24 protein-coding genes and 2 tRNA genes are annotated in these 23,463 nt (G+C 43.9%); 10 read left to right on the top strand and 16 right to left on the bottom strand.

Features of this window, described 5'->3' with window-relative positions; all coding sequences use genetic code 11:
* The first annotated feature begins 65 nt into the window (after nt 1–65).
* Entirely contained in the window at nt 66–1,127 is a 1,062-nt protein-coding gene (locus IW644_RS14670) for a hypothetical protein (RefSeq protein WP_269918219.1), read from the top strand.
* 69 nt (nt 1,128–1,196) lie between these two features.
* Here IW644_RS14670 and ilvN read toward each other — a convergent pair whose 3' ends face one another.
* The 10 genes from ilvN to orn all read right to left on the bottom strand — a co-directional run bounded on the left by ilvN (nt 1,197) and on the right by orn (nt 11,371).
* A complete protein-coding gene (ilvN, locus tag IW644_RS14665; protein WP_179982204.1) occupies nt 1,197–1,694 on the bottom strand; it encodes an acetolactate synthase small subunit in 498 nt (165 codons plus the stop codon).
* The gene (locus IW644_RS14660) at nt 1,694–3,412 is read right to left on the bottom strand and encodes an acetolactate synthase 3 large subunit (RefSeq protein WP_269918218.1); all 1,719 of its coding nucleotides are present in this window, start codon (nt 3,410–3,412) and stop codon (nt 1,694–1,696) included. The genes ilvN and IW644_RS14660 overlap by 1 nt, the downstream gene beginning before the upstream one ends.
* Nucleotides 3,413–3,685: 273 nt before the next feature.
* Nucleotides 3,686–4,063: a DUF413 domain-containing protein gene (locus tag IW644_RS14655; RefSeq protein ID WP_232091090.1), complete on the bottom strand. Its 378-nt coding sequence runs from the start codon at nt 4,061–4,063 to the stop codon at nt 3,686–3,688.
* A gap of 232 nt (nt 4,064–4,295) precedes the next feature.
* Nucleotides 4,296–4,757, bottom strand: coding sequence for a hotdog fold domain-containing protein (locus IW644_RS14650; protein WP_269918278.1), 462 nt, complete (start codon nt 4,755–4,757; stop codon nt 4,296–4,298).
* 143 nt (nt 4,758–4,900) lie between these two features.
* On the bottom strand, nt 4,901–6,472 hold the full coding sequence (locus IW644_RS14645) for a tetratricopeptide repeat-containing sulfotransferase family protein (protein ID WP_269918217.1): 1,572 nt from the start codon (nt 6,470–6,472) through the stop codon (nt 4,901–4,903).
* Nucleotides 6,473–6,565: 93 nt separating this feature from the next.
* Nucleotides 6,566–9,037, bottom strand: a complete 2,472-nt coding sequence (locus IW644_RS14640; RefSeq protein WP_269918216.1) for a TonB-dependent receptor — start codon at nt 9,035–9,037, stop codon at nt 6,566–6,568.
* Nucleotides 9,038–9,509: 472 nt separating this feature from the next.
* Entirely contained in the window at nt 9,510–10,295 is a 786-nt protein-coding gene (locus IW644_RS14635; protein WP_269918215.1) for a hypothetical protein, read from the bottom strand.
* A 224-nt stretch (nt 10,296–10,519) separates the two neighbouring features.
* A tRNA-Gly gene (locus IW644_RS14630) sits at nt 10,520–10,595 on the bottom strand.
* 53 nt (nt 10,596–10,648) lie between these two features.
* Nucleotides 10,649–10,724, bottom strand: a tRNA-Gly gene (locus IW644_RS14625).
* Nucleotides 10,725–10,825: 101 nt separating this feature from the next.
* A complete protein-coding gene (orn, locus tag IW644_RS14620; RefSeq protein WP_269918214.1) occupies nt 10,826–11,371 on the bottom strand; it encodes an oligoribonuclease in 546 nt (181 codons plus the stop codon).
* 86 nt (nt 11,372–11,457) lie between these two features.
* On the opposite strand from orn, the gene rsgA reads away from it, so the two are divergent.
* The 4 genes from rsgA (at nt 11,458) to IW644_RS14600 (ending at nt 15,333) form a co-directional block, all read left to right on the top strand.
* Nucleotides 11,458–12,501, top strand: coding sequence for a small ribosomal subunit biogenesis GTPase RsgA (gene rsgA, locus IW644_RS14615; protein WP_269918213.1), 1,044 nt, complete (start codon nt 11,458–11,460; stop codon nt 12,499–12,501).
* 250 nt (nt 12,502–12,751) lie between these two features.
* Nucleotides 12,752–13,729 (top strand): archaetidylserine decarboxylase, encoded by a 978-nt coding sequence (gene asd, locus IW644_RS14610; RefSeq protein WP_269918212.1) that lies wholly within the window; start codon nt 12,752–12,754, stop codon nt 13,727–13,729.
* 3 nt (nt 13,730–13,732) lie between these two features.
* Nucleotides 13,733–14,608: a DMT family transporter gene (locus IW644_RS14605; RefSeq protein ID WP_269918211.1), complete on the top strand. Its 876-nt coding sequence runs from the start codon at nt 13,733–13,735 to the stop codon at nt 14,606–14,608.
* A gap of 32 nt (nt 14,609–14,640) precedes the next feature.
* Nucleotides 14,641–15,333: a glycerophosphodiester phosphodiesterase gene (locus IW644_RS14600; protein WP_269918210.1), complete on the top strand. Its 693-nt coding sequence runs from the start codon at nt 14,641–14,643 to the stop codon at nt 15,331–15,333.
* A 93-nt stretch (nt 15,334–15,426) separates the two neighbouring features.
* Here the strand turns inward: IW644_RS14600 and IW644_RS14595 are convergent, their stop codons facing one another.
* Both IW644_RS14595 and IW644_RS14590 read right to left on the bottom strand, forming a co-directional pair.
* A complete protein-coding gene (locus IW644_RS14595) occupies nt 15,427–15,855 on the bottom strand; it encodes a MerC domain-containing protein (RefSeq protein ID WP_269918209.1) in 429 nt (142 codons plus the stop codon).
* A 158-nt stretch (nt 15,856–16,013) separates the two neighbouring features.
* Nucleotides 16,014–16,961, bottom strand: a complete 948-nt coding sequence (locus IW644_RS14590; protein WP_269918208.1) for a divergent polysaccharide deacetylase family protein — start codon at nt 16,959–16,961, stop codon at nt 16,014–16,016.
* A gap of 253 nt (nt 16,962–17,214) precedes the next feature.
* Between IW644_RS14590 and IW644_RS14585 the strand changes: the two genes are divergently transcribed.
* Complete coding sequence (locus IW644_RS14585; protein ID WP_269918207.1) at nt 17,215–17,553, top strand: hypothetical protein; 339 nt, start codon at nt 17,215–17,217, stop codon at nt 17,551–17,553.
* Nucleotides 17,554–17,575: 22 nt separating this feature from the next.
* On the opposite strand, the gene IW644_RS14580 is transcribed toward IW644_RS14585, so the two are convergent.
* A complete protein-coding gene (locus tag IW644_RS14580; protein WP_269918206.1) occupies nt 17,576–18,739 on the bottom strand; it encodes a murein hydrolase activator EnvC family protein in 1,164 nt (387 codons plus the stop codon).
* A gap of 265 nt (nt 18,740–19,004) precedes the next feature.
* On the opposite strand from IW644_RS14580, the gene IW644_RS14575 reads away from it, so the two are divergent.
* The 4 genes from IW644_RS14575 (at nt 19,005) to gpsA (ending at nt 21,320) form a co-directional block, all read left to right on the top strand.
* Nucleotides 19,005–19,430 (top strand): rhodanese-like domain-containing protein, encoded by a 426-nt coding sequence (locus tag IW644_RS14575; protein WP_269918205.1) that lies wholly within the window; start codon nt 19,005–19,007, stop codon nt 19,428–19,430.
* A 12-nt stretch (nt 19,431–19,442) separates the two neighbouring features.
* On the top strand, nt 19,443–19,703 hold the full coding sequence (gene grxC, locus IW644_RS14570; protein WP_269918204.1) for a glutaredoxin 3: 261 nt from the start codon (nt 19,443–19,445) through the stop codon (nt 19,701–19,703).
* A 61-nt stretch (nt 19,704–19,764) separates the two neighbouring features.
* Nucleotides 19,765–20,274, top strand: a complete 510-nt coding sequence (gene secB / locus IW644_RS14565; protein WP_269918203.1) for a protein-export chaperone SecB — start codon at nt 19,765–19,767, stop codon at nt 20,272–20,274.
* Nucleotides 20,275–20,282: 8 nt separating this feature from the next.
* Nucleotides 20,283–21,320, top strand: coding sequence for an NAD(P)H-dependent glycerol-3-phosphate dehydrogenase (gpsA, locus tag IW644_RS14560; protein WP_269918202.1), 1,038 nt, complete (start codon nt 20,283–20,285; stop codon nt 21,318–21,320).
* A 58-nt stretch (nt 21,321–21,378) separates the two neighbouring features.
* On the opposite strand, the gene IW644_RS14555 is transcribed toward gpsA, so the two are convergent.
* The 3 genes from IW644_RS14555 to IW644_RS14545 all read right to left on the bottom strand — a co-directional run bounded on the left by IW644_RS14555 (nt 21,379) and on the right by IW644_RS14545 (nt 23,444).
* Nucleotides 21,379–21,771 carry an NAD(FAD)-dependent dehydrogenase gene (locus IW644_RS14555; protein ID WP_269918201.1) on the bottom strand — a complete coding sequence of 131 codons (393 nt, stop codon included), beginning with the start codon at nt 21,769–21,771 and terminating at the stop codon, nt 21,379–21,381.
* Nucleotides 21,772–21,943: 172 nt separating this feature from the next.
* Entirely contained in the window at nt 21,944–22,408 is a 465-nt protein-coding gene (gene trmL / locus IW644_RS14550) for a tRNA (uridine(34)/cytosine(34)/5-carboxymethylaminomethyluridine(34)-2'-O)-methyltransferase TrmL (protein ID WP_269918200.1), read from the bottom strand.
* A gap of 67 nt (nt 22,409–22,475) precedes the next feature.
* Nucleotides 22,476–23,444, bottom strand: coding sequence for an alpha/beta fold hydrolase (locus tag IW644_RS14545; protein WP_269918199.1), 969 nt, complete (start codon nt 23,442–23,444; stop codon nt 22,476–22,478).
* Nucleotides 23,445–23,463: the final 19 nt, after the last annotated feature.

Below are 23,463 nucleotides of genomic sequence, written 5' to 3'. Positions count from 1 at the left end.
TATATCTTAAAAGCGAATAGCAAATACATTCAACTATTCTAATTTTTACAAGGAGTTAGTAAGCAATGCTGTGTCTTACCGTTGTCTATTGCCAATTATTGCTCTCTGCTCCCTCTACGCTGAATAATACCCCGCACACGTTGAATTACCCCGTAAACACGACCAGTAGAAGTGCTGCTGACCAAGACGCCATGAAACCTTCGCATGCCCATACTACAAATTCTGTCACGTCGAAGGATGACATAACGTCTGCCTCACAGGCACAAGACAATGAGCAGTGGTTTGATATTTGGCAGCGCAGTTTTACTGACACTATGGACTTTACGGTAAAGCAGCTCGATGGTTTGTTTGTAAGCGATAGCCTTCCAATCACTTCAGGGCGTAAAGAAGCAAGAGCGGAAGGCCGTATTCAACTCTCATGGGAGCCAAGAAGCAGTATGCTTACAGATACTGACTTACGCTTTCGTATTCGCGTTCGTTTGCCAGCTTTAAAAGAGCGCGTTGATTTACTATTAAGTGACAATGAAGACGAAACGCAGAACAATACAATACGGGCAGCGAGAGACACCGGAAATAACGACCGCGATAGGACGACTATTGCACTAAGGTTTCGCCCAGAACAAGATTCACATTATTCGTATAGAGTCGGCGCAGGACGTCGCGACCAACTCTATGCCATGACGCGATACAAAGACGCCTTCGCCTTTTCCAAACAGTGGGCCATGCTCTATGACGCAGAGCTTTATTATTATACCCGTGACCGATTAGGGGCTGAACTTGGGTGGGCAGTTCAATACGAAATGAGCAAAAAACATCTCATTCGCCAAAATAACCGTTTTTATTTTCGTGATGACACTAACGACTGGTTGTGGCGCCACGAAGTACATCATTTGTTCTCAGTAGATCAACATAACGCTGTTATACCCCATTTAATGGTGGAGGGGTTGAGCCAACCTAACTATCGCGTAGAAGAAATTTACGGCGGGTTTAGATGGCGTAACAACATGCTGCGCGATTGGCTTTTCTTTGAAGTTGAACCCTTTGTATTATGGCTACGAAAAGAGGATTTCAAAACCTCGTATGGCTTAGCGTTGCGCGTTGAAGCCTATTATGGGCGCGATACTTAACTTAGGTGAGCACCCATAAAAAAAGCTGTCGTAAGACAGCTTTTTTAAAAACGATACAATGAGTGATGTTTAAGGACGAAGCGCCCTATCACCTCTAGCTAGGCCACAAACACCAGTGCGTGATGACTCGATAATTTCAGCGCATTGCCCCATAGTTGCTGCAAACGCATCTAACTTATCTGTAGTACCAGTAATTTCAATGGTGTAGTTATTTACGTTCACATCTACAATACGCGCACGGAAAATATCAGAATTCCGCTTCACTTCAGCGCGTACCGACTCTGTGCGGGTAGCGACTTTAATCAGCATAAGCTCACGCTCAATATGCGTACCTTCAGTAAGATCCACGACCTTTAGCACATCAATAAGCTTGTTTACCTGCTTAGTGATCTGCTCGATAACCTTGTCGTCGCCATGAGTGATGATGGTCAAACGTGAAAGGCTTTCGTCGTCAGTCGGTGCCACACATAGTGAGTCAACGTTATAACCACGCTGAGAAAATACACCAACAATTCGAGAAAGTGCGCCAGGGGCGTTTTCCATTAATACAGAGATAATACGTTTCATCAGGTTCGCTCCGTCTTGCTTAAGCGCATGTCATCCATTGCGCCAAACTTAATTTGCATTGGATATACGTGTTCGTTTTGGTCTACTGCTATGTCCATAAACACTAAGCGATCTGTGTAGCTGAAACATTTCTCCATTGCTGCGTCTAGCTCGTCGAGCTTGTCTACTTTAATGCCTACGTGCCCGTAAGCTTCTGCTAACTTCACAAAGTCAGGCATTGAATCCATATACGAGTGTGAGTGACGCCCTTTATAGATCATATCCTGCCATTGACGAACCATACCAAGAGCACGGTTATTCAGTGAGATAATCTTGATAGGCAAGTTGTACTGCAAACAAGTAGACAGCTCTTGAATATTCATTTGAATACTGCCATCACCTGTTACTACCACAGACGTTGAACCTGGGTGGGCAAACTGTACGCCCATCGCCGCAGGTAAACCAAAGCCCATAGTGCCAAGACCACCTGAGTTAATCCATTGACGCGGTTTATCATAAGGATAATAAAGCGCCGCAAACATTTGGTGCTGACCTACATCAGAGCTTACATAGGCTTTGCCGTCGGTATGCTTATACAAGGCTTCAATAACGCGCTGTGGCTTAATAGTTTCTTCGCCTTGTGCGTAGTTCAAGCACTCACGAGAACGCCATGTTTCTATCTGCTGCCACCAATCGGCGAGCTTTTCACTTTGACCTGATAAATCTTTTTTATTTACCTGGCTTAAAATTTGATCAAGTACTTTATCTACCGAACCTACTACAGGAATATGCGCATTTACGGTCTTAGAAATTGATGCAGGGTCAATATCAACGTGGATAATGTCTGCATGAGGGCAGAATTTATCAACGTTGTTGGTAACACGGTCATCAAAACGTGCACCTAGCGCAATGATACAGTCGGCATTGTGCATGGTTTTGTTCGCTTCAAGCGTACCATGCATACCGAGCATACCAATGAATTGCTTGTGTGTTCCCGGCATAGCGCCAAGCCCCATCAGCGTACAAGTTACTGGAGCATTTAGCTTTTCAGCTAACTCAATAACTTTTTCTGACGCGTCGCAAGCTACTGCACCACCACCTACATATAATACTGGACGTTCTGCTTTAAGTAGCGACTCGACCGCTTTCTTAACCTGCTTAGGGTGGCCCTTTTCGGTAGGGTTATAAGAACGCATGGTAACGTCAGTTGGATACACATAAGGGTGCTCTTCCGCTACGTTAACAATATCTTTTGGCAAATCTACAACCACCGGACCAGGACGGCCAGTGTTAGCAATATAATAGGCTTTAGCAATCGCTTCTGGAATATCAACCGCGCGCTTAACCAAGAAGCTGTGCTTAACGATAGGACGCGAGCACCCTACCATGTCAGTTTCTTGGAATGCGTCTTCACCAATGTGCTTCGACGGCACCTGTCCCGATAAAATTACCATCGGGATAGAGTCCATGTACGCAGTAGCAATACCTGTAATAGTATTCGTTGCGCCTGGACCTGATGTGACGAGCACTGTGCCGGTTTTGCCAGTTGAACGTGCATAACCATCCGCCATGTGGGCGGCTGCCTGTTCATGACGTACGAGGACGTGTTTGACATCATCTTGCGCAAATAACGCATCATAAATGTCTAGTACGGCACCACCTGGGTAACCGAACACGTGTGTCACTCCTACATCTTTTAGCGCTTCAACCACCATGGCTGCGCCCGACATCATTTTCACAGTGCTTTCTCCTGTAATGGGTTGGGGGGTTTGTCAGCGTACGTTGACGATGCCCCGACTATATCTAAGGTAATAGGAAGATAAAACACCAAATTGCGTAAAAGTGAGATATATATCCCAATATTCGCAATAATTAGGATAAATATTTCGACACCAGTATCAAATTGACGAAAAATAGGATAATTATTTACACAATATTAACAGTGTGAACAATAAAAATGACGAGCGAAAAGAAAGCGCCTTTATCTACCTTTTGTAAATGAAGGCAAAGCCTTAATCATCGAGGCTAATATCAATGTCACTGTTATCGCTTATATCTTCATCATCGTCAACCTCTTCTGAAGATGGGCGCTTAGAGCCATAAATGCTAGCGGTCTTTGGTCTATTGATTCGCGCTTGGTATTTTAACCACGCTTTTTCTTGAGGCGTTGCGGGCTCGCGATGGCCGAGAGCCGACTCTAAATAGGCTTGTTCTTCGTCGTTTTCCGGCGTGATCTTTCCGTCTACCAGTGCAGCAAACAAGCTTCCGTGACTTTGCAAAAGCTTGCTCTCGTTAATTGAAAAATCTCCTGAACGCGCAAAGCCGTAAGGGTAATTTTTCTTATCTGCGAAGGGTTTTCTGGTGATTTTTTCTTTTGTGATTACAGACATCTTAACCTCTTTCATTGCGGCCCCCTCGTGTTACATAAATAGAGGGCTGCCAGCTAATAGTTGAATGAAATAGACTTCCGATATAGCGCCTTAATCGCTTACCACGTTATTCTTAGATGTGTTTTTGAATACTGTCAAATAGAAATAAGCGTGTCGTAAAAACTTAATATTGTGCTTTAAAACTGACATAAAAAAAGGCCGCAAAAGCGACCTTCAAATAACACGACATAGTTTAGCGTTTTTCGCTTACCCAAACCGTAATAGTACCATCTACAACCACTATGCCTTCAGCGTTGTACGCTTTAACTGAAATAGGTAAATCGCCAGGCTTCCACGCATCTGCTGGCACTTCGGCGACACAGCGAATATCTGAGTCTGCTTTTGCTGGGTATTTCACTTCCATACCCTTTGGGATCCACCTAAGGTTTTTAGGAATTGATGCTTCACACATAAAGCCCATGGCCATTTCTAAACCATTACAAATTGCAATGACGTGAACCGTGCCAATGTGGTTTTCTACCCCTTTGCGCTTTTTAATAAGCACTTCACAGTAGTTAGGTCTAATGTCTGTAATAAGTGGTGAAACTGTTGAGAAATAAGGTGCTCTGCGCGCCGAATACCAGCTAAACAGCTTTTTGCCAAAGGGCAGTTTAAGGAATTTATTATAAGTATTGAGTACGTAGTTCTTTGACATAGTATTTAACGCCGCTTTTCTAGAAAGTACTAATTCAGAAGCACGATGATAACGCACCGACTTCACGCTCACCTGGTTAGACCAGTAGATATAACGTTAACATAATCGTTACTTTTATACGTTGCAAATGAATCTGTATTTTTCTAATCATTAATACCTAAAGACTTCTGTAATGCTTCGGTGTATAAGGCATAGCGCTTCCAGCGTCCAATTGAACGAGTATTTATTGGCTCTCTTACCTGAACTTTGCTGGCTGTTGATACCGGAAGCTTGTTATTTTCAACACGCAAACATTGTTCTTCCCAAGGTAGATTGCAATACGCCAATAGCTCTTTAACTTCAGTTTCTGGGTGCTGAGCAAGTTGCTCATATGACTGCAGGCGAATAGCATCTGGGTAATTTTCAGCAAATTTTCTCACCCATTTTTCGAAACTTTGATACAGCTTTCCTATGACATCAAGGTCGTAAGCATAGGCGTAATAAGGGCTATGGATAGAAAACAATTGTCTAAAATTACCCACGCAAGTATCCATAGGATCTCGCAACAAGCACACTATTTTCGCGTTAGGTAGAGCCTGCCGTATTAGGTCGATATAAAAGAAGTTAAACGGCAGTTTGTCGACTAGGTGTTTTGAATTTTGTCGCAAGAAAGCCGTACGCTGGAGATAGCGCTCTCCAACTTTAGCAAGATCGCATTCATATGCCCTTTCGATAGTATGCTTATCGAGCACTAGTTGACTGCTAGTTTGAGTTACCTCTTTAACAGCAACGCCAAAATCTTGTAGCTCTCCTCCAGAGGCAACTAACGAATGATGACTTAATATCCGCTCAACTAACGTTGTGCCGCTGCGCGGCATACCAACAACAAAAATTGGAGCGTCGCTTTGTGAACCACTAATAGAAATGGAATCGGAGTTTACCTGTGCCTGCAAGTTACTATGAAGAGTGCTGAATATTGCCTGATAATCTTTCAGTGTGCTTTCGCTACGCGCCTTTTGGGGTGCTTTCGCGTGATTTAGCGCGTCGAAAGCACGCCTGTAATCACCTATAGCTTCATACTCCTTGGCAAGCGCATGCCCTATATGAAGACGCGCATCAAAGTTTTCCTTTACCCTTTCAACTAGAGGCTCAAGTCGTGCTAGATGATTATTTTCAGCTGATACACCGCCAAGATCAGACAGCGCAAAATGTGCCTGAAAAAAATGAGGTTCACTGTCTATGGCTTTTTCAAAGTGTTTTCTAGCCAGCTCAAACTTCCCCGCAAACTTGCAGCTGACAGCATAGTTGTAGTGGTATTGCGGATTCGCTGGCGCTAGCGTAAGTGCTTTTTCAAAATAAGCGATAGCCTTTTCATGTAGGCCGACTCGAGAAAGTGAAACGCCAACGGTATCTAAATCGAGTGCACGGGAAAGGCTCTCTACTGGCGAACGAGCCACATACTCTAACGCTTGCTGCATATCGCCTTTTAACGCAAAACATTTCGCTAGATAGGCAAAAGTAATAGGACGGTTTTCTATTTCGTTAGACTTCGTTAACAAGGCGATCGCCTTTTCTATTTGGCCAATTTCAATATGAATAATGCCAAGTAAAAAATAGGCATGAGCATGCGGCCCGTATTGTTGAATCACTTCAACGCAACAGCGGTGCGCTTGCTTAAAATCTCGTTGTGTTAAGAACCTAACGGCATCTTCTAAGCGAGTTTGGCTTGTATTCATTTTTATCTTTTTTTAAAACCGTTATTAAACAAAAAAGGCGCTTACACGTTAAGCGTAAGCGCCCCTATATTGTATCGTACAGCAGTAACTATACTATATGCCAAATTGATACTTAAACATCAATCCTACAGTACGCGGCGTTAGGACATAGTGACCATAGTTTCGCTGTATTTCAGTACCATTAGGTTCTAGGGTATCGTTGAATTGACCTAAACCAATATCACCTACGTTACGACGGGTAGAAGTAAATGCATACTTATCAAATAAGTTGTCGATATAAAGCGTTACCGACCAGTCTTCATCTGAAATAGTGGCGTTTAGATTACTCACAGCATAACCAGGTAGCGCTTCACCATCTTGGCGAAGGCCAACGGTGGTATACACATCGCTTTGCGCAGTGATACCGTAGTTTACGTTTAGCATTTTGTCGTCGAATACTTCTTGGCTGTAAGTAATACCGAATGAAAACTGATGCTCTGCCGTTCCTGGTAAACGATCACCCTCTTTGCCATCGTAGAAATCTTGAAGCTCTGTACCTTGGTCATCGAACACGCCGAATAAGAAAGGTGCGTCGGCTGTTAACTCAGCTTTTGTGTAGGCATATGTTGCATAAGTCGTGATATTGTCGCCAATAATACCACGCACCGAGAACTCAGCTCCTTTCGACTCTGCACCCTCTGCGTTAACAATAATAGGCTGCTGACCATTAACTGTTGCCCCAGATACCTGTGGGTCCTGCCAGTCAACATAGAATAGCGCCGTATTTAATTGAAGCTTATTTCTAAAGAAACTGGTTTTAACGCCTAGCTCGTAGTTAGTGGTAGTATCTGCCTCAAAAAGTTGCTCTTCCGACGTTGCACAAACAATCTGATTATTCAAATCATCAACATTGTCTGGACAAGCAGCAACACCGTTTGCACCACCAATTCTAAAGCCTTCACTAACGGTCAAATAACCCATAGTATTAGCGGTAAACTGATAGCTAGTATTGAATTTAAGTAGCGTACCGCTATCGTCAGCTTCCGTCTCACCATAATCTAATACAATAGAGTCTGATGCCCTACCTTCAAACACTGAGTAGTAAAGTGGCAAGTCTACTGCCGAGCGTGAATATACCTCGTACTCATATGCTCGAAGCCCAAGAGTGACATCCCAATCATCAGTTAACTCGTAAGATAGTTCACCGAATAGCGCTTTTTCAGTCACTTCGCTTTCGTCTACTGAAAAGTATTCAAGGGAGTCAGGGCGGTAGTTACCATCTACGCCCCACACTTCGATAGCATACACATCAAAGTTAGGCGTGAATTCTTTACTACTACCTTCACTGTCTAAGTCGTAATAAAAACCGCCTATAATCCAAGAAAGAGGACCGTCCATTTGTGACACTAAGCGAAGCTCTTGAGTAAAAACTTCCCGTTCAGATTCTTCTTCGGTGTAAGACGAGAATGCTGGAAATTCTTCGTAGCTATAGTCTAAGCGAATTAGCAAGTCTGTTTGGTCACGCTGACCGTTTGCATTAAAGTTAGATAAACCCGTTGCAGACACTAATTCAGCAAAGCCCAAATCGGCACTCATTTCTAAGCTTAAAAGTTCGTCTTCTTTCTCGCGAGGCTCTTCATAGCGATACGCTGACTCATACTCACCAATAACTTCGCTTAAAGGATTTTCAGAGGAAAGGGCGTCGTAATGGGTAATAGAACGGCCTTCAACGTCTTGCTTTTGATAGAAGTAAGTTAAAGTGCTGTCAAACCAATCGTTTGGCGCCCAACGTACTGCAATACGACCGGTTAGCGTGTCTTCGCCGTTGGCATCTTCAACCTGTTTTAAGTTGCTATTTACTTCTTCTTCGTTAGACCAGTCTGGATCAGGCAAGGATACACCGCCTTCTCTTACTACATAGTTGTAGTCAAGGAAGCCAGGGTTATTGAAATAGTTTAGTGACGCACGTACCGCTAATTCACCATCAATAATAGGTGCATTAAAGACAATACTGCTTTCTCCGCCTAGCGAGTCACTTTCGCTGATGTTGAATACATCACCTGTCACTTCACCAGACATAAACTCTAGGTCAACTTTCTTCGGAAGGTAGCGAATAGCGCCACCTAAAGTTCCGGCCCCATAAAGCGTACCTTGCGGCCCAATAAGAACTTCAACCCGATCCACGTCGACAAGACGCATGTTTAGGAAAAGAGGAATGTCACCAAAATAAGTGGCTACCGTGCCCCCATTTGAACCAGGACCTGATGAATTAGTATTTAGACCACGTACGATAATTGGAGAGTCGTTTCGCCCGCCCTGATCTGTCACAGTAAGACCAGGTACCCATCGGGCTACGCCGTCAAGATCTTCAATATTCTGTTGGTCTAACACGTCAGATGTTAGTGCAGAAATATTAATAGGCACTTCCTGAAGGGTGCCACTTCTTCGCGTTGCGGTTACTTCTACTTTTTCAATTTGTTTTTCGTCTACTGCAACCGTTTGGGCGTATGCGCCTTGGCTTGAGCAAGCGGCTAGTACTGCGCCTGCTACAGCGGAAATATGAAAAGGAGCACTTTTACTCTGCATGTTCTCTCTCTTTAAATGGACATTACTAAAAAGTCACTAGCCCATTCCGTTGGAATAACAGAGTCCTTCTGATTGAGTGTTTCTAGCGTGAATTGGGTAATTATGCGTACCGGCTCGTTCTTGGTCGCCTTACTTTTATCTATCGTTACTATTCGCTGAAACGGGTCTAGAGCTTATAGCTCAGCAGAATACGTGCCGGAATTTGCGCGCATTCTAATATAAAAACCAGTAAAAGCCAGATCAAAACAGGGTATTTATTCATTTAAAGTGCAATTAATCTCAAACAATGACACAAGAAGAGGCAGGCGCACTGTATAAGAACTCACAAAACAATGGCTTTTTAACTTACACTTCAATTAGTTATAGACTTTAATCTACAACCTAACCACAAGCGCACCATTTTGATGCAAAGGCGTTGGAATTAATATCCAGAACCAGAGAATAATGTGATGTAAACGAGAAACTTAAAAAATCATTCGTTATTTAGTCGACGATTAATATAATCATTGAAGCGACTGTTATCCCTACACTTTACAGTTCCCTGGACGGTTGTAGAGCCGGGTGCAGAAGGAAAATCGCGATCCTCAATCCTTACTCCCTTATTTTTACTGAGTGTGCTAAATAACTTCCCTTTTATTGAACTGCAATCAACGACTATTTCGATGCTTTTTAGAAAGTCTTCGTTTTCAGTATTGGAGGAGTTAGAAAGCTTAGGGTTTCTTTTCACATTCGAATGGGTTTGGTTTGAAGGTGATTGATTAGCGATATCATGCAATCGTTGTGCGTTCAAACGATTGATATAATCTTGTGTGGCATCGCGAATTTTAACCTTGGTTTCTTCTGTTCTTGCTTTAAATTTTGGTGAAGGTTCTTTTACCAATAGTTTCTGTGGTTCTTTAGGTTTGCCAACCACTTTGCTAGCGCTCGATACTTTCTCACCCTTTTTAGTTTTTTCAATGGCAGCGCTATGTTCTAGGTCGCTACCTTTCTCATGCTCTGGTTTTGAATCAATTTCGCTCTTTTGAGGGGCAGTCGTTGGCGTTACTAATATTGCTTTTAATAATACGGGTGGAAAGTGTTGCTTACTTACAGACTGGTTTTCTGTGGTGAATGCCAACGCGAGTAACAATGCCCCATTGATACCTAGAGAAAGTATAAACGCACCTAGAGCAGAAGCGTTTGGCAGGCTTATTTGAGTAAAACAGTTCCTCTCAAGCTCATATCTATCAATCCTTGACTCTACCATTAATGCATCCATCCATAAAAGCACCTAGTAGTTGAGCATTAACAAAGAAGAAAGTTCAGATAGCTTTCACTTACAAAGTAACTGCGATTATGGGATATGAATACTGAAGAAAAAATTGGAGCGGGAAACAGATTTGAACTCGTTGCGAAGCAATGGCCGACACTCGGTCGCGGGCCCTTCAAGGGGTCGCACTTAAAAACTAGATAAGTTTTAATTTTTGAGGTGTCTGAGAAATTTGGAGCGGGAAACGAGATTCGAACTCGCGACCCCGACCTTGGCAAGGTCGTGCTCTACCAACTGAGCTATTCCCGCATAGAGTCGATGCTGTGCATCTTTTGATATCTGATTAGATTCAGATTTAAATTTGGAGCGGGAAACGAGATTCGAACTCGCGACCCCGACCTTGGCAAGGTCGTGCTCTACCAACTGAGCTATTCCCGCAACAAAAGAGGTACTTCGTTTGAAGTGGTGCGCATTTTACAAAAATTTTGGGGTAACGCAACCTTTAATTCTACTTTTTTTGCACCTCGATGCTCGAATGCTTAAATCGTAAACACTTTCTCTCGATAATAGCGCATTTCTTCAATAGACTCGCGAATATCATCTAGCGCTAAGTGCACCCCTTTCTTTTCAAAACCATCTAATATTTCAGGCTTCCAGCGGCGCGTTAGCTCTTTTATTGTACTTACATCAACATTTCTGTAGTGAAAGTAAGCTTCAAGCTCGGGCATGTACTTCACCATGAAGCGTCTGTCTTGCCCGATGGTGTTTCCACACAGTGGCGATTTACCTGCATCTACCCACTGCTCTAAAAAGGCAATGGTTTGTGCAGACGCCTCTTCTACACTTATTTTACTTTCTCGACAGCGCGCAGTTAATCCACTGTCCCCGTGAACGCGTGTGCACCACTCGTCCATATTGTTTAACACTTCATCGCTTTGATGTACTGCAATCACAGGGCCTTCTGCCAAAATATTAAGCTGTGCATCGGTAACTATGGTCGCAATTTCCATTACTACACAGGTTTCAGGATCTAACCCTGTCATTTCCATGTCTATCCAAACAAGGTTACTGTCGTGTTTACTCATTACTTTCCTCTTTGCGCTACAGACATGGCAACCATGCCCTACAAACGGTATTATTGACATAGTATACGTGAAACTAGAAAAGAATCGTGGCGAAAAAACCAAAACTTACACAACGACAGAAACGACAAGTGGCAGCTAATAGAAGCAAACGCTTGCGTGAAAAGCACGCTTCAAAGGGCGCGGCGAACCTTGATGAAAGCACGCTAGAAAGCGGCACGGTAATCGGCCGCTTTGGTAAACACGCCGACGTTGAAGACGCAAACGGTGCAGTATCTCGCTGTCACATTCGCCGCACGGTAGACTCTGTGGTATGTGGCGACAAAGTGTTTTTCAGTAAAGGGGATGACGCCGAGTCGGGTGTAAGCGGAGTCATCGAAATTGTAAAAGACAGACACTCTGTACTGACTCGCCCAGATTATTACGACGGCATTAAGCCTATCGCCGCAAATATCGACCGCATTATTGTGGTCAGCGCTATTTTACCTACCCTTTCACTGAATATTATCGACCGTTACCTGGTTGCCTGTGAAGACATAGGTATCACGCCGCTCATTGTCCTTAATAAAGTAGAATTGCTTAGCGATGAAGAACGCGAAAACGTTACGGAGCAGCTTAAAACCTACGAAAAACTAGGCTACGAAGTACTGTTTACCAGCTGCAAAACTGGCGAAGGAATCAACACACTTAATGAATACCTTAACGATAATATCAGCGTTTTCGTAGGGCAGTCGGGTGTTGGTAAATCGAGCCTTATTAACCAAGTACTGCCAGACGCGGATGAGTTAACGGGTGACATTTCAGATAACTCAGGACTGGGGCAACACACAACCACAGCGGCTAAACTGCTTCATTTACCGGCTGGGGGTGATTTAATTGATTCTCCAGGGGTACGTGAATTTGGTTTGTGGCATATTCCTACCGAGCGAATTACATGGGGCTTTATTGAGTTCAGAGATTATTTGGGCGGCTGCAAATTCAGAGACTGCAAGCACTTAAATGACCCTGGCTGCTTATTAAGAGAAGCTGTAGAAGAAGGAAAAATTAGCGCTGAACGCTTCGATAGCTACCATAGAATTTTAACCACCATGGAAGAGCAGCGCCCTAGCCATAGTCAGCCACCCGGGGCATAACAACTGCCCTAGGGTTTTGGCATTGCTGAAACGCCGAACCTGCAGACACGTTTGAAAAGCACATCACTTATTACTGAAATTAATTGGCGAGGCTAAGCCATTAAAGAAAACGTTGCAGTGTGAACCATATGCTTATGCTTTTGTGTAAGCACTCATAACCCTAAAGTTGCTCTTAATACTACGACTTACTATACAATAACGCTATCTATGCAATGCGTTATTGCTTGCATAAAAGAAACGGAGATATTTTGTGTTAGATTGGCTTAAAGTTAATTTACAATACGTTACCCCAAAGCACCTGCTTTCACGCCTTGTAGGCAAACTTGCAGAAGCGGAAATGGGTAGCGTAACCACCTTTTTCATCAAGCTGTTTATCAAACAATACAATGTTGATATGACTGAAGCGCTGCATGAAAAACCAGAACATTACCGAAGCTTTAATAAGTTCTTCACCCGCCCGCTTAAGCCTGAAGCGCGTACCATTGACGAAAACGAAGATGTACTGATCCACGCCGTAGACGGCACAGTAAGTCAGTTTGGCGATATTCATAGTGACAGTATCTTTCAAGCCAAAGGTCACGACTTTAGCTTAACTACGTTGTTAGGTGGAAAGCCTGAAGTAGCAGCACCATTCAAAAATGGTAAATTTGCTACCATTTACCTAGCCCCTCGCGATTATCACAGAATTCATATGCCAGTTGAGGGCACCCTAACTGACATGCTGTATGTGCCAGGCGAATTGTTTTCAGTAAATCCGCTTACGGCACAAAATATACCTGGTCTATTTGCACGTAACGAACGTGTTGTGGCGCTGTTTGATACACCAGTAGGCAAAATGGCTATGGTATTAGTAGGCGCAACTATAGTGGCTAGTATTGAGACCGTTTGGGCAGGCACAGTTACGCCACCTGCAGGTAAAAACGTTCAGCACTGGTCATATGAAAAAGACACAGAAGCGTCTGTTTTCCTTGAAAAAGGTGCCGAGCTAGGCCGCTTTAAACTGGGTTCTACCATTGTGGTATGTTTTGAAAAAGACATGATCAACTTTGAAGATATTGCCCCAGGTATGGTTACTCGCCTAGGTGAACCTATGGCTTCAAAACTATCTTCACAAGAGATAGCTTCACAAGACCTTGCCTCGCCAGAGCCTGAGCAAAATAGCGATGAGTTCGATGACGATGCAGGTGAGACAAAAAAAGAAACACCATCTGAGGGCGCTGACAGCTAGTTTATGGATGCTGTTAAAAAAAGCCTGATTTCGCTTCACCTCACGGTCATTTTATTAGGTGGTACAGCCCTTTTCTCTAGGCTTGTACCACTTAGTGCCAGTGACATTACGCTGGTGCGTTCAGTATTTGCTTGCATCGCCCTGCTGGCATTTTTGAAACTGGCCGGAAATAAAATAAAGCTAAATTCCAGAAAAGATTATGGCGTCGCTCTTGGTCTAGGGCTTTTAATGGCGCTACATTGGGTTACCTATTTTGCCGCAATGCAATATGCTGGCGTATCTGTGGGCATGATTGCGCTATTTACCTTTCCTGTCATCACAGTGCTCATTGAACCTTTTTTCGAACGGGTTAGGCTGGTGTGGCAGGACATTGTATCTACGTTAACGGTAGTCATTGGTGTTTATTTGATTGTGCCTGAAACATCACTGGAAAATGACGTTACCCTTGGGGTACTTATCGGTATTGCATCTGCCATCTTGTACTCGTTTAGAAACCTAATTCACCGTAAGCATTTTAAGCACTACAGCGGTGCGCAAGCTATGGCGTGGCAAACTTTGGTTATCAGTGTATTAATGCTGCCAATAGGCAGTGCGGAAATAGCCTCGGCGTCAACGAGCTCTTGGCTAATGCTGTTGCTTTTAGGCACTGTATTTACCGCGCTTCCCCATGCTTTGATTGCGGCGAGTCTGCGTCACTTGCGGGCAAAGACATTTTCACTTATTGCCTGCATGCAGCCGCTTTACGGTGTTTTTCTTGCCATAATTTTACTCAATGAAAAGCCCGGCTTAAGCGCATTGCTAGGCGGCATTCTTATAACGTCGGCGTCAGTCTATGAAACGCTCAACACGCATAAGTTACACAGCGCGAACGATAAGTAACGTTCGCTCTGAGACTTGAGAAGGGAATGTAGATGCTAATTTTTGCCCACCGTGGCGCTAGTAAAGCCGCCCCAGAAAATACGCTAAAAGCCTTTAAGCTGGCCTTCGAACAAGAAGCCGACGGCATTGAATTTGATACTTATCAACACGAAAGCGGCATTATTGTTTTTCACGATAGAACCCTTACACGTAGAGCCCGCGAGACAGGTTATTTGTTAGATACGCCTTGGCAATCCCTCGAACAGATGGACATTGGCGATGGCGAGCACATCCCCTCTCTTTCAGAAACCCTTCAATGCGTTCCAAGTGATAAGTGGTGCAACATTGAAATTAAGCATCTGCATGACGTAAATAGCTGGGTAGAAGACGTAAAGAAGGCACTGAAGCAAAGCAACATAAGCACTAGCCAGCTACTTATCTCTTCATTTAATCATCACTGGCTTAAAGCGATCACACGCCTATGGCCGGAAATAAAAATTGGCGCTTTAACCGCAAGCTATGAATTAAACTGCACGGCAAGCGCAAGGGCCCTTAGTGCTTACTCGGTAAATATTGCGCTAGACGCGGTTAATAAGCAGTTCGTACAAACTGCGCTGCAGGAAGGCTTTGATGTATTCGTTTATACAGTGGACGAACCTAGAGATATGCTAATGCTTAAAGAGTGGGGTGTAACCGGCATATTTACTAACCTGCCAAATGTAGCACTTAATACCCTATCTGATTAGGTCACGTTTTTTTCGTAAGCCTAAGTTCTTTTAATAACACCAGATATAAAAAAACGAGCCACTGGCTCGTTTCTTTAAACTCTTTTTTACTGGCTACTTAAACTCAGTAGATAGGTGGTCTGAAAACACTGTATTTTTGCAGCACTTACACTGTCGACACAGGCGCATATTGACCCAGTGACCCGCTACAATTAATCCTGCCCCTACCGCAATAGTAAATGGCTCGTAATGATGCCCAAAAATATCTTTATGCCAGTAAATTGCGCCACCAGTAAACAGTAGTGCCAGCGGGTAATATTTGCCGTGGTAGCGAATGGCACCGCTAATCAAGGCTACTGCCCCTACGATTAGTGAGAACGTCAGAATAGTTCTTTCAAACCATACTTGTGCAAAAAAGCTAGAACCAATAAGCGGTAACAGAGGCACCAAAACAGGCAGCGCAAGGCAATGCAGCGCACACAAGCTCGACACCCAAATGCCAAGTTTGTCTAGTTTTGTTGGATTCTCGTCAATTGGAGTCATTACTCTAATTACCACCGTGCTTGAAAATGTATACGCGAATTATTCGCCAGAGACGTTATATTATAACAGACTCACGAAAATGAGAAACGTTCCCACATTAAATTTTGATCTTATCGAGATGAAAATAGACTAATTAAGTAAGAAAAAAGGCGAAGATGTTACTCGTTAGGCGCTGTAGTCGAGAGTTCAGTCATCTCTTTGGCCAAGGTACTTTCTTTGGTTGCAGTACTTTCTTTAGATAAAGTAGTACTCTGCACAAACCCTCTGCTAACAAACCTATCCTTTTCACTTATTTCAGAGCTGGTTTTGCTTACATCTACACGAGTGATTTGAGCAGTCTGATTCCCTTCTTTACCAAACTGTTTAGCCACTTTGGGTGCGTGTGAAAAATAGTCGGCTACGGAAGTAAGAGTAAAACCTTCTTTTTCAAGTAAGGGTAAATGCGTTTTCAAGAACTCGACCGTTTCAGGATGAGGGTGACCAATCACCACAACGTGCCCATTCTTTTCAGCGATGCGTTTCATTTGGTTAAACTGTTTCAACAAGAACGATGGCTCTAATTTATGGTCCAGAAATACCTGTCTGCTTGCGCTAGGCACACCCAAACGCTGCGCAATTTCTTCACCTTTAGTTAGCACAGTAGTTCTGCTATCGACAAAGAACAGGCCTTGGCGCTTCACCTCTTTTAACAGTGCTTCCATTCCTTCTTGCTGACCGGTAAAGGCACTGCCCATGTGGTTGTTGACACCTACTGCGTTCGGCACACTTTTCATCGCTTTGCGCAAGTTATAGGTAATAGCCCCGGCAAACATATCCGTGGTTAACCCGAGCGGGCCCATGTTTTTACCGTTTTGGGCTTGCATGGGCATATGAAGCATAACCGCCCTGCCCTCTTGCTCAGCACGGCGCGCAATTTCAGATGCCAATGGAGTTTGTGGAAGTATGGAAAACGTAATTTCTTTAGGGAGGGCAAAAGCAGCGACATCGGACGGCCTGTATCCCAGGTCATCTAATATTATTATTATGTCTGACTTTGCGTTTACTTTAGGGCTAATTAGCCCGCATAAAACAAAGATTATACAAGGCATTAGCAGACGCAAAAGCATCTAGGTCACATCCGTTTTTCATCATTATTATTAAGCGCACTGTGTGAATGTATTCACTTTAACGTTAAGCATACCAACAACAAGCGTACTTTCAACAAAACTAGTTTTTTATTGCTGTCTTATTACAGGTGAATCATGAACAACCTTTGTAAAGGGAGGTAAATGTTGCGTAAATCTAGTGCTACGCACTAAAAAAATCAGTGAGAGGTCGATACTTTATGGTTAACGACCACCCAGCATTTAAGGTTTCACTATGATTTCAGGTATTAATGATTCTTCAGCAGCACAACAACTTAGACCAAGTACTCCACCACCGCCACCAAAGGGTCAGCAAACATCACTTACTGACGAGCAAACACAGGCTTTGCAATCGATTTTAGAGCAATACGACGCTGATTCACTTACCAGTGAAAACGCGACGTCTATTGTTGAGCAATTGAAAAGTGAAGGCATAGAGCCAGGAAAGGCATTAGAAAGTGCGCTTAGTAGTGCAGGTTTCGATGCTAAGCAAATTGGTGAACTGGCTGGCTTAGGTCAAGGCAAACCTCAACGCCCTTTACCGGATACAGCGACATTTGAAGTCATTGCTTAAACATTATTGTGGCGTTAACGATTTAATCCAACCAAGCTTTCGGATTTAGCGCCTTGCCTTTGTGACGAATTTCAAAGTAAAGGTTAGGATATTCCTGACCACCGCTTCGACCAACAAGGGCAATACGCTCCCCTTGACTTACATCATCACCTGCTTGCTTAAGTAGCGCTTGATTGTGGCCATAAACACTCATGTAGCCTTCGCCATGATCGATAATAGCCACTAGACCAAACCCTCGCAGCCAATCGGCATACAATACTCGCCCTGGCGCAATACTTTTTACAGGATCGCCCTCAGCGCCGTCTATCACAATACCTTTCCAAGATACTTCGCCTTGGCGGCGACTTCCAAATAAATGGCGTATTCTGCCTTTTACAGGTGCGGGAAGTTTACCCTTTCGCTTAGCCAGTCCATTCATGCTGAACTCAGCGGCACGGGCAGCGCGTTCAGCGGCTATACGCGCTGCTTCTATAGCACCTTTAAGGGCTTTCTCATCGTCTCGTAAGGACGCAATGCGCTGATTTTCTGAAGCAATGGTTTTATTTATTTTCTTTAGCGTTGCTTTGCGGTCGGCTTGCCGGGTGATAAGTACTGCCCGCTGACCTTCTTGCTCGTCTTTGAGGTCGGCGAGAGACGATGCTTTTTCACTGAGTTCGGCAGTAACGTCTTCAAGTCTTGCGACATTACTTCTAAAACTTTCGATTTCTTTTTGGCGCGCTTTCGCCACGTATTGATAGTAGGTAATAACACGTTCAAAAGTACGCGCATCGTCTTGATAGAAAAGCATTTTAGCGTAGTCATAGTGACCTGCCATGAACGCACTTTTAAGTTGACTTGCCAGTAAGGATTGTTGTTTGCGAATAGCAACTTTCAATGCATCTTGCTCTTCTTTTAGCGTAGCTTCTTCTTGCTTAACGCTTTTAAGTGCTTGTTCGGTGGTAGATAACGCTTTTGCAACTTTTGCGATATCAAGCTCTGAAGCCTTTAGCACGGCTTTTAGCTCTTCTGCACTGGCTTTATTGTTTTCAAGCACTTGCTGTCGTGCACGTAACTCGGCCTGAAGTTTAGCTAACTTTTCTCTTTGCGCACTAGCGTCGCCGTCTTGCGCTAACGCATCACTTCCAATTGGCATAACAGCCAGAGCTAGTATGCATCCGATAACTGAAAGAAAAGAACGTGCTGACATAACGTGCGCTTAAAACCTCTACCTTTGCAATGATGCCAACTGCCTGACTAGCTGTATTTCACCACTACTATTAATAACAACATCCAGTGTATCTGACGGCTTCCCATATGCCCAGTGCAATTTATTCGTAATATCAATCATCTAAAGTATTTATGATCAAAGCATGGTGAAAGTCTCTTAGCTAACTGAAAGGTAAGCTGGTTTCTCGCCCATTTTTCTATATACTTTGCACTCTTTTCATGGTCTGTAGACAGGGTTAGAGGTAATGGATCAACTAATAGAATTTGCTAGCAACAATATTATTCTTGCTGGTATTTGGGTTGCGCTGATTGCCATGTTGATATTTAGCTATATCAGTACATGGACATCTTCAGTAAAAGAATTAAGCACACATGAAGCAACACTTTTAATTAATAAAGATGATGCGATAGTGTTAGATACACGACCTGCAAAAGAGTTTAAAGCTGGCCACATTTTAGGAGCCAGACAAATTAAACCTGAAGAAGTGCGTGAGAAAAACTTCAAGAAACTTGAAAACAGCAAAGACAAACCCATTATCGTAGTATGCGCTATGGGTAATCAGGCTCGTGGTACAGCAAATGCGATGCTTAAAGATGGCTTCGCGAATGTGAATGTATTAAAAGGCGGAATGAACGCGTGGCAAAATGCCAGCCTTCCCGTTTCTAAATAACAGGTAACCTTTATGAGCAAAGTAGAACTTTACACCAAGGGTCATTGCCCTTACTGCCATCGTGCGAAAGCACTGTTAACGCAAAAAGGTGTAGAATTTATCGAATACCCAATAGACGTTAAGCCCGAGCTACGCGACGAAATGATTGAACGCGCAAATGGCGGCTGGACTGTCCCACAAATTTTCATTGACGATCAGCACGTTGGTGGCTGTGACGATATGATGGCTTTAGAAGCACAAAGCAAACTAAACTCTATGCTGGGTTTAGCGTAAGCGTCAGCGCATAGAGCAACGCACTACATTAAATTAAAACGACAATTAAATAGGAAATACCATGGCTGACGAAAATCAGACAAATCCAGGTGAAGCAGCAGGCGCACAGGCGCAACAAGGTGCTCAGTTCAATATTCAGCGTATCTATACAAAAGACATTTCTTTTGAATCTCCAAACGCACCGGCTATCTTCACTAAAGAGTGGAAGCCAGAAATTAAATTAGACATCGACACTAGCACTAACAAACTAGAAGAAAACACTTTTGAAGTTGTACTTTCAGTTACTGTTACTGCAACACTAGGTGAAGAGACTGCTTTCCTTTGCGAAGTACAACAGGCAGGTATTTTTGCTATTGGCGAAATGCCAGATCAAAACAAAGCGCACACGCTAGGCTCGTTCTGCCCGAACATGCTTTTCCCATATGCGCGTGAAACTATTTCTAACTTGGTTAACCGTGGCACCTTCCCTCCACTTAACCTTGCGCCTGTTAACTTTGACGCTATCTTTGCGGCTTATGTGCAAAAACGTGCACAACAAGCGCAAGGCGAAGCGCCTAAAATGGACGCCTAATTAGTTCCATGGAGCAGGTGAACATGAAGTCGAATTCGGTTTCTGAGTCGGTTTCAGTGTCAGTATTGGGGGCGGGGTCGTATGGCACCGCCCTTGCTTTTTGTCTTGCCAGAAATGGCAACCCAACACTGCTTTGGGGTCGCGATGAAAAGCACATTACTGAAATGGAAGCGAATCGAGAAAACAGCCGTTATCTTCCTGGCGCAACTTTTCCCGATTCACTGATTGTAAATGCCAACTTAGAAGAAGTGGTTGCCGCCAGCCGAGACATCTTGGTAGTGGTTCCTAGCCATGCTTTTGCAGCTATGCTTCAAAGCTTAAAACCATTGCTTAAACCGCATCAACGTATCATTTGGGCGACCAAGGGGCTTGAACCTAAGACTGGGCGCTTGCTTCGCGATGTGGCAGAAGAAATTCTGGGAACGGATTACCCTTTAGCTGTTTTATCCGGGCCTACCTTTGCTAAAGAAATGGTAGCTGGTCTACCCACCGCTATTTCACTGTCTTCTACCGACGATGCTTTAAGTGACGAGTTTGCAGCAAAGCTTCATTGTGCAAAGTCGTTCAGAGTATACAAAAACTCAGACTTTACCGGTGTTCAATTAGGTGGCGCGGTTAAAAACGTTATCGCTATTGGCGCTGGCCTAGCCGACGGCCTTGGGTTTGGAGCAAATGCGCGAACGGCACTTATCACTCGTGGTTTGGCAGAGCTTTCTCGTTTAGGTGTGAAGTTAGGGGCCAACCCAGAAACCTTTATGGGCATGGCAGGCCTTGGCGATTTAGTATTAACCTGTACTGACAATCAGTCGCGTAATCGACGCTTCGGCTTGGCACTGGGCCAAGGAAAGAGTGTTGATGTTGCCATTGAAGAAATTGGTCAGGTTGTTGAAGGTTACCGCAATACAGAAGAAGTGCATGTATTATCTAAAAAGGTGGGTGTAGAAATGCCTATTTGCGAACAGATATATGCTGTACTTTATCATGGTAAATCACCGAAGGAAGCGGCCTTAGCGCTGCTTGGGCGAGATTTGAAAAACGAAGCGTAATTACTCATTACGCTTCGCTTTAATTCCTGCTGTCGACCTTATCATTCAGACCCAATAATTAACGCCCTTCCCTTACTACAATAACTTTGCTATCGCCTCGGTAACTTTGCTTATTACGTTTATAGCGTTTAGCTTTTTTCGCGTTTTTATAGGGTGAATCTACAACCACATAGCGGTTTCCATGTTTGCGATAGTAGTGGTTGTTCGCAACGTAATAGCGGTGGTTATTAACAACCTCAACCCTATGTGCGCTTGGTAACACGTTAACGAATACTCCAATTTCAGGCACGCTAATGACTACGTCAACCAAAGAACGGACGGGCTGCGAGATAACAGTTACTGGTTCACTTTTGCCTCTTTTGCCATGAGAGTGATGGCCTGAGTGCGCGCTAGCCTGCCCGGCCACTAGTAAACAAACGCCGGTAATGATACTCAGTGTTATGCGTTTCATAATGTTACTCCTAACTCATTTGTGTATATTCAATGGCTATACTAATGAGCGAAGCTGAATGAAAACTGACTTTAAGGGGCTTTACGCTGTCTTTACATTAGGCATAAAAAAAGCCCTTGTTACAGGGCGTTTTTAACAGGTATATCTTCAGGCAACTTTTGCCTACCTTCTACTATCGGGCACCTTCGTAGCCAAACTGACGCCAGCTTTCGTATACAAAGACAGATACGGCATTAGATAGGTTCATGCTGCGACTGTCTGGCAACATGGGAATGCGAACGCGCTGTTCTGGAGGTAACGACTGAATATAATCGTCCGGTAAGCCGCGAGTTTCAGGGCCAAATATAAGTGCATCGCCTTTTTTATACGATACATCACTATGAAACGCTTTGCCTTTTGTTGTACAAGCGAATACGCGGTTCGGCTTCGCGTCTTCAAGGTAGGCTTCTAAGTTTGCATGGCGCTTTACGTGAGCAAATTCATGATAATCTAAACCTGCACGTCGTACTCGCTTGTCGTCCCACTCAAACCCTAAGGGCTCGATTAGATGTAGTGTGAACCCACTGTTTGCGCATAGACGGATAATATTTCCCGTATTTGGCGGGATCTCTGGCTGATAAAGTACGACATCAAGCATGTTTTTTTAAACTACCTTCACTGTTATTAACCGACTCATTCTATAACGAAACACAGCAATTCATCACCTACTCTGCAGACAAGAAGTCTAAAATTCTGGAAAGAGAGCGCTCGCGAATGTCGTCTGACTCGGTGAATAACTCATGATAAGCCCTTGGTATAATTTCAAGCTCAGCATTTGGCATTAGGTGTGCCACCCGCCGTTGGCGCTTATTATCTATTATGGCGTCATCGTCGGCGCTTAAAACCAGCGACGGGGTAGTGATTGCCCCCGCACTAGTTTCAATTCTATTCATGGCCTGATGGGCTGCGGCCAACCACTCGGTAGTTACGCCCCCAAGCTGGATATCTTGCTCTTCGTCATAAAGCTCGCGAAACAACGCGTAGCGGGATTTGCTATGGGTAAGCTTATTCAAAGAAAAAGGAAACGCGATATACGGGGTTTGCCCAAAAAAGTAGCCTGCATCGGCTTTTTTCATTCTATTCACCGCAAGACCAGTGCGAATTAAACCGTTTGCCAACCAATTGGGCAATGAAGGTTTAATACCGAACATAGGGGAAGCCAATACAGCTTTAGAAAACAAATTGGGTAAACGCAATAGCGTAAGCGCACCAATAGCGCCGCCCATTGAATGGCAAACTAACAACAAAGGGCCTTGTTGCATAGGCTTAACGATAGACTCAACGAAGGCAACGAAATCGTCTACATAGTCATCGAAATGCGCAACATAGCCGTGTTGGGGATCCCGTGTCATTCTGTCTGACAGGCCTTGCCCTCGGTGATCAAGAATAAAAACCGCAAAGCCATTTTGATAGAGGTCGTAAATAAATTCTTTGTATTTTAAGTAAGACTCTATACGCCCAGAACAAATAACGATAGTTGCTCGCGGCGTTTCAGGAATGCAGTAGGCGTAGCGCACCTTTATATCATCTTTGCCGGTGAAGTGGCTTTCAGTAACACTTTCCTGCCAAAACGGGTTAATGTGAGTGGCAAAGGTGCTGGCTAAATTCTCTTCCGACGTGAACGTCCAGTTCATAAATACCCTATAACGGTCA

Origin of the sequence: Alteromonas sp. PRIM-21 (assembly GCF_027563165.1) — a bacterium.
Lineage (GTDB): Bacteria > Pseudomonadota > Gammaproteobacteria > Enterobacterales > Alteromonadaceae > Alteromonas > Alteromonas macleodii_A.
This window is presented reverse-complemented; position numbering and strand designations above follow the sequence as displayed.